13 protein-coding genes and 1 tRNA gene are annotated in these 10181 nt (G+C 65.4%); 8 read left to right on the top strand and 6 right to left on the bottom strand.

Annotated features, from left to right (window positions below; genetic code table 11):
- The coding region (locus AB1K63_RS13000) for a YadA-like family protein (RefSeq protein WP_366960613.1) at window positions 1-492 on the top strand (492 nt) is incomplete at its 5' end.
- Between the two features lie 94 nt (window positions 493-586).
- On the opposite strand, the gene AB1K63_RS12995 is transcribed toward AB1K63_RS13000, so the two are convergent.
- From AB1K63_RS12995 to AB1K63_RS12980, 4 genes are all read right to left on the bottom strand, one after another.
- Window positions 587-1624, bottom strand: coding sequence for a LacI family DNA-binding transcriptional regulator (locus AB1K63_RS12995; protein ID WP_366960612.1), 1038 nt, complete (start codon window positions 1622-1624; stop codon window positions 587-589).
- Window positions 1625-1686: 62 nt separating this feature from the next.
- Window positions 1687-2331: a bifunctional 4-hydroxy-2-oxoglutarate aldolase/2-dehydro-3-deoxy-phosphogluconate aldolase gene (gene eda / locus AB1K63_RS12990; protein WP_366960611.1), complete on the bottom strand. Its 645-nt coding sequence runs from the start codon at window positions 2329-2331 to the stop codon at window positions 1687-1689.
- Window positions 2332-2436: 105 nt separating this feature from the next.
- Window positions 2437-3294, bottom strand: coding sequence for a Crp/Fnr family transcriptional regulator (locus AB1K63_RS12985; RefSeq protein ID WP_366960610.1), 858 nt, complete (start codon window positions 3292-3294; stop codon window positions 2437-2439).
- Window positions 3245-3985 carry a Crp/Fnr family transcriptional regulator gene (locus AB1K63_RS12980; protein ID WP_366960609.1) on the bottom strand — a complete coding sequence of 247 codons (741 nt, stop codon included), beginning with the start codon at window positions 3983-3985 and terminating at the stop codon, window positions 3245-3247. The genes AB1K63_RS12985 and AB1K63_RS12980 overlap by 50 nt, the downstream gene beginning before the upstream one ends.
- A gap of 264 nt (window positions 3986-4249) precedes the next feature.
- On the opposite strand from AB1K63_RS12980, the gene AB1K63_RS12975 reads away from it, so the two are divergent.
- From AB1K63_RS12975 to AB1K63_RS12965, 3 genes are read left to right on the top strand one after another with little or no spacing between them, the layout of a single operon-like run.
- Window positions 4250-5209: a ferritin-like domain-containing protein gene (locus AB1K63_RS12975; protein ID WP_366960607.1), complete on the top strand. Its 960-nt coding sequence runs from the start codon at window positions 4250-4252 to the stop codon at window positions 5207-5209.
- A 21-nt stretch (window positions 5210-5230) separates the two neighbouring features.
- Entirely contained in the window at window positions 5231-6244 is a 1014-nt protein-coding gene (locus AB1K63_RS12970) for a ferritin-like domain-containing protein (RefSeq protein WP_366960606.1), read from the top strand.
- 13 nt (window positions 6245-6257) lie between these two features.
- A complete protein-coding gene (locus tag AB1K63_RS12965) occupies window positions 6258-6503 on the top strand; it encodes a DUF2061 domain-containing protein (protein ID WP_366960604.1) in 246 nt (81 codons plus the stop codon).
- 87 nt (window positions 6504-6590) lie between these two features.
- Here AB1K63_RS12965 and AB1K63_RS12960 read toward each other — a convergent pair.
- Window positions 6591-6680: transfer RNA gene (locus AB1K63_RS12960), tRNA-Ser, on the bottom strand.
- Between the two features lie 149 nt (window positions 6681-6829).
- Between AB1K63_RS12960 and hspQ the strand changes: the two genes are divergently transcribed.
- Window positions 6830-7210 (top strand): heat shock protein HspQ, encoded by a 381-nt coding sequence (gene hspQ, locus AB1K63_RS12955; RefSeq protein WP_366960603.1) that lies wholly within the window; start codon window positions 6830-6832, stop codon window positions 7208-7210.
- A gap of 10 nt (window positions 7211-7220) precedes the next feature.
- Here hspQ and AB1K63_RS12950 read toward each other — a convergent pair whose 3' ends face one another.
- Window positions 7221-8114, bottom strand: a complete 894-nt coding sequence (locus tag AB1K63_RS12950; protein ID WP_366960602.1) for an ABC transporter permease — start codon at window positions 8112-8114, stop codon at window positions 7221-7223.
- A gap of 70 nt (window positions 8115-8184) precedes the next feature.
- Here AB1K63_RS12950 and AB1K63_RS12945 point away from each other — a divergent pair, with 70 nt between their 5' ends.
- From AB1K63_RS12945 to modA, 3 genes are all read left to right on the top strand, one after another.
- Window positions 8185-8862, top strand: coding sequence for a GcrA family cell cycle regulator (locus AB1K63_RS12945; protein WP_366960601.1), 678 nt, complete (start codon window positions 8185-8187; stop codon window positions 8860-8862).
- Window positions 8863-8964: 102 nt separating this feature from the next.
- Window positions 8965-9372, top strand: coding sequence for a hypothetical protein (locus AB1K63_RS12940; RefSeq protein WP_366960600.1), 408 nt, complete (start codon window positions 8965-8967; stop codon window positions 9370-9372).
- A gap of 72 nt (window positions 9373-9444) precedes the next feature.
- Window positions 9445-10179, top strand: coding sequence for a molybdate ABC transporter substrate-binding protein (gene modA, locus AB1K63_RS12935; RefSeq protein ID WP_366960599.1), 735 nt, complete (start codon window positions 9445-9447; stop codon window positions 10177-10179).
- Window positions 10180-10181: the final 2 nt, after the last annotated feature.

Below are 10181 nucleotides of genomic sequence, written 5' to 3'. Positions count from 1 at the left end.
CGGGCCGGTAGCGGGGCCGAGGGCGCGCAGGTCGTCCTCCGGGGCGAGGAAACCACGGTTGCCGAACCGCCTGCCGGCAGCGGCAGCGGCACCGGCACCGGGACCCGTACGCTCGCCCGCTCGAACGATACCGGTCTTGCGCTTCCCGGGGCCCCGCCGATCGCTGCGGTCACCGATGCGCAGTTCGACGCCCTGAGCGGCCGTGTTGCCACCCTCGAGGGCCGGGTCGACCAGCTCGATTTCCAGCTGCAGGAGCTCGACGAGTTCACGCGTGGCGGTATCGCGGCGGCGATGGCGTTCGGCGGCACCATGATCGTGCCGGACTCGAACGTCTCGGTCAGCCTCAATGCATCCACCTTCGGTGGGGAGCAGGGCTTCTCCGGCGCAGTCAGCGCACGCATCTCTCCGCGCATCTACGTCTCCGCCGGCGTTGCCGGCTCCACCGCCGACGATACCACCGGCGGGCGCGTGGGCGTCGCTTTCGGCTTCTGACCAATCCCGGCCCCGGGGCGGCGCGTTATGCCGCCCTGCCCCAAGGAATGCGGGAGCCTCACGGGCTCCCGCATTTCGTTTACGCCACGGAAATTCAGGCTTTGCGTGCGCGCACGCTCGCCCGTTCGATCAGTTCGACCGGCACGCGCTCGGAAGAGGGCCCCGCGGTCCCGTCCATCGCGTCGAGCAGCATGGCGGCAGCCTTGCGCAGATCGGGCGCGACCGTGGTGAGAGCCGGGCTGCAGATTGTCCCCGCGGCCATTCCATCGAACCCCACCAGGCCGATTTCGTCCGGCACTGCGATGCCGTGCGACTGGAGGTATTCCAACACACCGAAGGCGAGCTGGTCGCTCGCGGCGAAGACGGCGTCGATCCGAGGATCCCGTTCCATCAGGGCCGCTGCCGCCCCGCTGCCCTGCGCGTAACGATCCAGCGCGTCGTAGGACGGCAGAAAAACCGGCTCCATTTTGTGCGCGGCCAGTTCCGCGGCATAACCGTCGAACCGCTCCTGGAACTGGCCCAGCCGTTCTTCCAGCGGTCCGACGAAGGCGATCCGGCGATAGCCGTGCTCCAGCAGGTGGCGCACGGCGAGCCGCCCACCGGCAAAATTGTCCGACCGAACCCAGCCGGCATCGTCGAAGGGCGATCCCCAGAACACGACCCGGGGGCTCGCTTCCTGCAATTCCCGGAAATGCGTCCACGCGCGCGTGTTGCGTGCGGATCCGACCACGATCACCCCGTCCGCCTGCCCGCGCCCGACATAATCGCCGAAGAACTCACCTTCCTCGGACTGCAGCGAGACGAGCACTTCGAGCCCGCGCTGCGATGCGGCTTCGCAGATGCTTCCGAGGAGCTCGAAATAGAACGGGTTGGCAGAACGGGTCGCATCCTCGGGCCGGCCGAGGATCACCACCGCGATCGTATCGGTCCGCCCGGTGCGGAGGCGCGAGGCGCGGTGATCGACGAGATAGCCCAGTTCCTGCGCCACCGCGGTCACCCGAGCACGGGTCTGCGGCGTGATTTGCGGCGATCCGGCCAGGGCGCGCGACACGGTGGACTGGCTGACGCCGGCCCGCTCCGCCACGTCGAACGATGTCACCCGCCTGCCCACATCCCGCTTTCCGTCATCCATTCCGTTCGTCGCCCAGGCCCTGCATCGGGCCGCGAGCCCTCCCCTGCCACAAGCCGCGTCCGTCAGCTGCCCCGCGCGGACTGCGCGATGGCGACCGCTTCCCGGGCCAGCTGCGTGACGCGTGCGTAATCGCCCGACGCAATCGCATCTCCGGGCGTCAGCCAGCTGCCGCCGCAGGCCAGCACATGATCGAGCGCGAGATAATCCGCGAGGTTGTCCGCGGAAATGCCACCCGTCGGCATGAAGCGCATTTCCCTGAAGACCGAACCGAGCGCGGTCAGCATCGGGACACCGCCGGACAGGCTCGCGGGGAAGAACTTCACTTCCCGAAGGCCGAGCGCGTAGGCCCGCTGGACTTCGCCCGCCGTGACCGTGCCGGGATAGATCGGCATTCCAGTGTCGAGGCAATGTCGGGCGATGTCGTCCACGAGGCCCGGACAAACGATGAACTGCGCGCCGGAATCGCTGACCGATTTCGCCTGGTCCAGCGTCAGCACCGTTCCCGCGCCGACCACGACGCCTTCGACCCGGGCCGCGATCGCTTCCATCGCCGCCTGCGCACCGTCGCTGCGCATCACCACCTCGATGACACCCAGCCCGCCGTCGCGCAGCGCCTCTGCCGTGCGGATCGCGACGTCCGGATCGTCTGCGGACACCAGCGGCACGACGGGCGCAGTCTGCAGCATGGAAGTAAGTTCGCGGGTCAAGGCAGGTTCCGATCCGGTTGCATGCGGGAGAATGTCAGCCGCCCGTTACCAGCATTCGGAGCGGGGATGAAAGTCCCTTGGCGTTTTAGATGGGCCGGAGGCGTGTCAGCACGACGGGATGGGAAGCCAATCGGGTTTCACGCGATTCCAGGACGACAGACCCGACCGTTCGACCAGACGATCGATATCGAGGATGTTCAATTCCCGGCCCCCGATTTCGATGATCTCGCACGTCCTCAGATCCTTGATCAGCGCATTGATGTGGACGTCGCTGACGCCGATCATTTCGCCCATCTCGCGCTGGGTCAGTGGCATGTAGAAAGTGAGCGGGGCATCATCGAACATCTGGGCGTTGCGTTCGTGGAGACGGACGAACAGCGCCGCCAGCCGCGCATCCGCTCGGGCCTGCCCCATCAGCATCAGCCTCTCCATCGCCAGTGTCCTTTCCTCCTGCGAAATCAGGAACAGGATCAGCGCGAGCCGGGGATTGTTCTCGAAGATGCGAACGAGCTCATTCACCGCGATGTCGCAAACGACGACATCCGTAAGGGCGATCACGGAATCGATCGGGCGGGTCATGGCCAGAGCGGACAGCCCCATCATGTCACCCGGCAATCTCAACGACGTCAGTTGACGCGACCCGTCCGGAAGAAAGGCAGCCGTCGCCGCCCATCCGTGGACAAGCAGGCAAAGATCGGTCGGTTTGTGATGCTCTGCGCGGATGTCCAACCCGCGCCGCACGATCCGGTGTGGCCCCGCCATATCGCCGAGGGCCTCGATCTCGCCCGGCGACAGGTTTCCGAACCCCGCCACGCGCGACAGGGAACGGCGTTTGATGTCCTCGATCTCGTCGCGGACGTCTTCCTCGCTTTTTAAGATACCAGTATCCTCACCTTTCGCGGAACGGATTGGCTCATTCGACCAATCGACGTCGCAGCATTGCAGCGCAGTCCCGCCCGCCACGCTTTTCGTGAGGCGATCCCTTTATCCGGGGCCGGTAAGAACTCCTGCGGTGATAGGCGAAGTCGGCGGCAATTTCCAGCGTCTCGCGATCCCGGATGAAAATCTGCCCCCGCTTGCAGCCGACGGCTCCATCACCCTCCAGCAGGTGAAGCGCCTCGGTGACGCTCGCGCGCCTGATGTCCAGTTGATCGGCGAGCTCGCTGTGGGTGATGGCAATAAAATCACCGTCGATCCGGTCATGCAGCATGAGCAGCCATGCTCCCACGCGCTGGGGAATGTTCGCCGACACGCCCGAATTTGCAAGGCAACCGAGTTGAAGACTGTGCCGCTGTACGAACCGCAGCAGGCTCATCGACAGCGTGGGCCGGGAAAAGCAGGCATTGCGAAGCTTGGATACGGACATGGCCAGCATCGTACCCCCATCGAACAGGACACGCGCCTCGAAATTGGGAGCGGCAAGGCCGAGTATCGCCTCCCAGCCGATGACGCCCTCGCGCCCGACCATGCCGATCCCGCATCTGCGCGACGGAAGGGCAAAGCTGGCCACGAGCGAGAGGGGGAAGAACACATGGCTGTCGGAAATGCCGGCCGATCCCAGCTTCTCGCCTGCACAGCATGACATTCGTGCCATGTCGGGTGTAATCGCCGCGAGGTCGAGAGCGCTGAGCGAGTCCAGAAACCTGTTACGCAAGCTTTCGGAAGCATCGAAAGCACGCCCGGCAAGCGTTGTCGGCATCGGTCTCTCCACCAGCGAGGTTGCCGTCCGAAGTTACGAATCGGATCGAGCGATTTCTCGTGATCGAACGTAGCCGGTGCCCTGCAATCCAGAGATAAAGTAGTTTAAGTTTCGCAGTCGGCGCAAAGATTTAGGTACGTTCTCGTACGCTGGGATGCGCGATACACCCGCATCCATATCCTCTGACCTCCAAGAAAAACGCCTTTCGAGGAGGAATCCATGACGGATGAGTATGAAGTAGTCGACGCGCTCGAAAAGCGGGAGCAGCGGCGCGTCAGGCGCCGCGACCTGTTCAGCGGTTTCGCCGCCGCATCCACGGCTGCGGGCGGTTTCGTCCTCGCCAACCAGGCCGGTCCGGTCATGGCGCAATCCGTTTCCGACGCAGACATCCTCAACTTCGCCCTCAACCTCGAATATCTCGAGGCCCAGTTCTACGTCCAGGCCGCAACCGGCATGGGCCTTCCCGAAAACCTGCTGGGCGGCTCAGGCACGCGCGGTCAGGCGACCGGCGGACGACGGGTCAACTTCACCGACACGGCCGTCGCGCAGTACGCCCGCGAAATCGCCGCGGACGAGCAGGCGCATGTCGCGTTCCTTCGCCAGGCACTGGGTTCGGCCGTCGTCGCGCAGCCGACCATCGACATCGGTACCAGCCCGACAGGCGCTTTCTCCACCGCCGCACGCGCGGCGGGACTTATCGGCCCCGGCCAGTCATTCGATCCGTACGCCAATGACGAGAATTTCCTGCTCGCAGCCTACATTTTCGAAGATGTGGGTGTCACGGCCTACAAGGGAGCGTCGCCCCTCATCAGCAACGCGACCTTCCTGGAAGCGGCCGCGGGCATCCTCGCCGTCGAAGCCTATCACGCCAGCCTCGTGCGCACGACACTGTATGCGAAGGGCCTCCAGACCCCTTCGCTGATCGATGCGAGCATCGCGATCTCGAACGCGCGCGACAGCCTCGACGGGCAGAGCGACCTCGATCAGGGCCTCACGACGTCGCGGATGAGCGGAGGCGTCGCCAGCAACATCGCGCCGCTGGACGAAAACGGAATCGCCTTCAGCCGGTCCGCCGGACAGGTGCTGAACATCGTCTATCTCAACAACATGGCGGTCACGGGCGGCGGCTTCTTCCCGAACGGCGTCAACGGAACCCTGCGCATGAGCGCGTCCAACTGATCCGGGCGAAAGGATACCATCATGAAAAAGAACGATACCATCCTCGAGGTGCTCGAAGCATGCGACGCCCGCCGCGCGGATCGCAGGAAGTTCATCAAGGTCGCAGGTCAGGGCACTGCCGTCGTCGGCGGAGCCGCGCTCCTGGGCGGCTGCTTCGGCGACGATGATCCGATTGTCGGACCCGCGCCGACGCCGACGCCCACGCCGACACCGACTCCGCCGCCCGCGGGCATCACGGACGCGGACGTCCTGAACTTCGCTCTCAACCTCGAATACCTCGAGGCGCAGTTCTATTCCTTCGCGGCGCTCGGCTCCGGCCTTCCCAGCACGCTGCTGGGCGGACCCGGCAATCGGGGCTCCGTGACAGGCGGACGACAGGTGAACTTCCAGGACCCGCTGGTGGCTCAGTACGCCCGCGAGATCGCCTCGGACGAGCGCGCCCATGTCGCCTTCCTGCGACAGGCGATCGGATCCACGGCGGTCGCGCAACCCGCAATCGATATCTCCGCCGCTCCGAACGGTGCGTTTTCCGTCGCCGCGCGCGCGGCGGGCCTGATCGGCGCCAACCAGAGCTTCGACCCATATGCCAGCGACGAGAATTTCCTGCTCGGCGCGTACATCTTCGAAGATGTCGGGGTGACGGCCTACAAGGGAGCCTCGCCGCTCATCACGAACAAGACGTTCCTGGAGGCAGCGGCCGGGATCCTGGCGGCGGAGGCCTATCACGCAGGGCTCGTTCGCACGGTGCTCTTCCGCAAGGGCATCCAGACTCCGGCGCTCATCGATGCGTCCGAAGCAATCTCGAACGCGCGGGACAGCCTCGATGGATCGTCCGACCTCGATCAGGGCGTCAGGGCGCGCAACACGCCGTTTGGCAATGGAAGCAATATCGTTCCGGCAGACCAGAATGCGATCGCCTACAGCCGGACCACCGGCCAGGTCCTCAACATCGCGTACCTGAACGCGATGGCGACCGACCGGGGCGGCTTCTTCCCCAATGGCGTCAACGGCTCGATCCGACTGAGCGCCGGCTAACGGGAGGGGAGGCATGGCACATTCGCACGCAAGCTGCTTCCGGATCACCTGCTACAAGACCGGCAGCTACGCGATCATGCATTTTCTGGTCGCGATAACAGTAGCTTACGTTCTCACGCAGGACTGGAGGGCCGCACTTGCCATCGGCATGATCGAACCGCTGGTCCAGACCGTCGCTTTCTATTTCCACGACCGGGCGTGGAGCAAGCACACGGGAACCACCGAGACGACCAAGTCCAACGCAGTCGAATTGCGCTGAAATCGGCGACTGAACATTGAACTTCATCAGAGGGGCGGCGGAGCAATCCGTCGCCCTTTTCAATTTGGCGAGACCTGATTGTGACAATGGCGGAGAGGGTGGGATTCGAACCCACGATACGGTTGCCCGCATACCGCATTTCGAGTGCGGCGCATTCGACCTCTCTGCCACCTCTCCGCATGTTGCGAGGCCCGGCGGGTCGTTTCGCGAAGCGGCGCGCCTAGCCCAGAGGGGGGCGCTTGCCAACCCCTTTCGATGCGCGAAACCGGGGATGCGCACCATCGCGTTCTTGCCCCCTTCATCTGCGATCCTATATCTTCGGTAACATGGACCGCAGCCAATTCTTCTCGCACCAGGCCGGCCGCACCATCGATGCGCCGCTGGCCAACCAGTCCCGCTTCGCGATCGGCGACGTCGTGCGCCACAGCCGCTTCGATTTTCGCGGCGTGGTGTTCGATATCGATCCCGTCTTCGCCAACAGCGAAGAATGGTACGAATCGATTCCCGAAGAGATCAGGCCGCCTCGCGACCAGCCCTATTACCACCTGCTCGCCGAGAACGACGAGAGCAGCTATGTCGCCTATGTCAGCCAGCAGAACCTGGTAGCCGACGCCGAGGGCGGACCGGTGGACCATCCCACCGTACACGAACTGTTCGAAGGGTTTACCGGCGGACGATACCGCATGCGCCGTTCGCTGACGCATTGATCCGCAAGGATCAGTCCTTCAGCTTCCACCCGCTTTTCAGGACGCGGTAGGTCACGAAGGCCAGCGCCAGGTTGAACAGGCCGAGGCCCAGCGCCGCCTGCAGGACCGCGCCCGCGCCTTCGCCGATATCGCTTTCCCCCAGGAAGCCATAGCGGAAGCCGGAGATCACGTAGAAGAACGGATTAGCGCGGCTGATCGCCTCAAACGGACCGCTAAGGTTGTCGATCAGGTAGAATGTGCCCGACAACAGCGCCAGCGGCGCGACCACCAGTGTCGTGATGGCCGCGTTGTGATCGAACTTCTCCGCCCAGATCGACGTCAGCAGGCCGAACAGGCTCAGCATCGCCGCGCCCAGCAGACCGAACAGGAGGATCGCCCAGCCGTGGGCGTAATGCAGGCTGGCCCCCGGATAGATCACGATCGCCAGTGCCAGCGCGCCGCCGACCATGAAGCCGCGGGTGATCCCGGCGGCCACGATGCCCGCCATCAGCTCCCCTTCGGAAAGCGGCGGCATCAGCAGGTCGATGATGGTTCCCTGGATCTTGCCGGCCAGCAGGCTGAAGCTCGCATTGGCGAAGGCGTTCTGCATCATCGCCATCACGATCAGGCCCGGCGCGATGAAATCCGCGAACGGGACGCCGAGCACGACACGCCCGCCCCGCCCAAGCGCCACGTCGAAGATCACCAGGAACAGGATCGTGCTGACCGCAGGACCCCAGATCGTCTGCGTCTGCACCTTGAGAAAACGGCGAACCTCCTTAATATAGAGGCTCCACAGACCGATGCGGTTTATCCCGGAAATGACCGGGACGCCACGCGGGCTGAAATTCCCGCCCGCATGGTGTGCCTCGGTATCGACGAGTGCGGCTTGCGGTTCGAATTCCGGTTGTGCTTGATCGGCCATCGGCGCGGACCTAGGGCGCGCCATCGGGCGGCGCAACCGCCAGGCTAGAGTAACAGGACGATATCGCTTCATGAGCTGGACCGACGAACGCATCGCGACGCTGAAGAAAATGTGGGAAAGCGGCGCAACCGCGAGCCAGATTGCCGACGAGCTGGGCGATGTCAGCCGCAACGCCGTGATCGGCAAGGCGCACCGGCTGGGCCTGAAAGCCCGGCCGAGCCCCGTGAAGGCGAAGGAAAAGGCGAAGAAGGTGAAGGCCGCGAAGGCGCCGGCGCCCGCGAAGAAGCCCGCACCCAAGGCGGCGGCCAAGCCGTCCGGTGCGCCGCTGACAGCACCGGCCGATGCGCCCAAGGCGCAGCCGCAAGGACCGGTCAACGCGTCCCAGCCGATGCCCAATCCGCGGTCGGACCTGCCCCGAATCGTCTCGATCGGCCCCGGTGGCTTCCAGCGGCAGGGCCCGGGCGACCAACAGGCCCCGATCCCGCCCGCGCCGCCGCGCCGGCTGGTCCCGGCCAAGCCGGATCCATCGATTGCGGACAAGACCAGCCTGCTCGACCTCAGCGAGAAGGTCTGCCGCTGGCCGATGGGCCATCCGGGCGAACCCGACTTCCATTTCTGCGGCGATCCGGTGAACCCGGGCTTCCCATATTGCGTCGAGCATTGCGGGCGGGCCTTCCAGGCGCAGCTGCCCCGCGGTGCGCGCCGTCCCCCGCCGCCCCTGCCCTTCGGTGGCCCGCGCGTCCGCTGACGCGCGCGGCTCGCCCCCGTCGGGCCGGGCGGGCCATACCTGAACGCCAGCCGCAATCGTCGTTAGCGCTGTGTTAGGCGCGACATCGTAAGGATGCGTGCCATGCGCATGCTTGCCCGACTTGCCGTCATCCCGCTCTGCCTGGTCGCGTCCGCCTGCGGGCAGTCCGACCGAATGGAGGGCCCCCAGTTCGATGGTTCGATCGAGGACCGGGCCCGCTTCGTGGCGCAGGGCGTGCAGTGGTGGCTGCCGATGGAAGAAGACGGCTTTTCCATCCACACGGTCCGGGCCGACGGTCGCGAACTGGTTCTGGAAGCCGACACCTCGCTCGACCGCGTCGGCGAAGTGTCCCCATTCGAATTGACGAAGATTCTCCGCCCGGTGGTCTGCAAGGAAGGCTATCGCGGTTTCATCGAAGCCGGCGGTGTGATCCGTTTCGACATCCGCGATCCTGACAGCGGGCAGGAACTGCCCCCCGCACGCGTGGGAAGCTGCCTCGGCGTAAGCTGAACTTCGGGACAGGACCGGAGCCGGATGGACCGGGCGTCCAGCCGGGGCTAGACCGGCCCCATGGTCCGATTGATGGCAAGCTTCTGCTGCATCGTGCTGGCCCTTGCGGGCTGCGCGCCGGGTCAATCGGGCGGGCCGACCGTGTTCGCCGCGGCCAGCCTGCGTCCGGCCATGGAAGAAATCGGCGCGGCGTGGGAAGCGCGCGGTAACGAAGCGCCGGTCTTCTCCTTCGCCTCGTCTTCCGCCCTCGCCCGCCAGATCGAACAGGGCGCACCGGCGGACGTGTTTGTGTCAGCCGACAGCCGCTGGACCGACTTCCTGCTGGCACAGGGGAGCGTCGATTCAGGCAATTTCCGCGTCGTCGCGCGGAACGACCTCGTTCTGGCCGTCCCCGCCGGGGCGCAGGATACCGCGCCGGACCTGGCGGGCGAGATCGCGCGAGGCGGCCTCGTGACCGGCGATCCCGCGACCGTTCCGCTGGGGGCCTATGCCGCGGAAGCGCTTGCGAACCTCGGCATCGCGGATCCGCGCGGCGTGATCGCGATTCCGGCGGAGAACGCGCGCGCGGCATTGGTCCTGCTCGAACGAGGCGAGGCGGAGCGCGGCATCCTTTATGCGAGCGATGTCGCGTCGAGCGATGCGGTCGAGGTTGCCTATCCAATCCCGTCCGCCATGCATTCGCCCATCGAATACACAGCCGTCATCGTACCGGTAAGCGGCCATCCACAGGCGCAGGCGTTTTTCGACTTTCTCGCCTCCCCGTCAGCGCAGGCGATCTTCGCGAAGCATCACCTGAAGGTGCCCTGACG

Origin of the sequence: Qipengyuania sp. JC766 (genome assembly GCF_040717445.1) — a bacterium.
In the GTDB taxonomy this organism is placed as follows: domain Bacteria; phylum Pseudomonadota; class Alphaproteobacteria; order Sphingomonadales; family Sphingomonadaceae; genus JC766.
The sequence above is the reverse complement of the archived record's forward strand: the minus strand, read 5'-3'. Positions and strand labels throughout refer to the sequence as shown.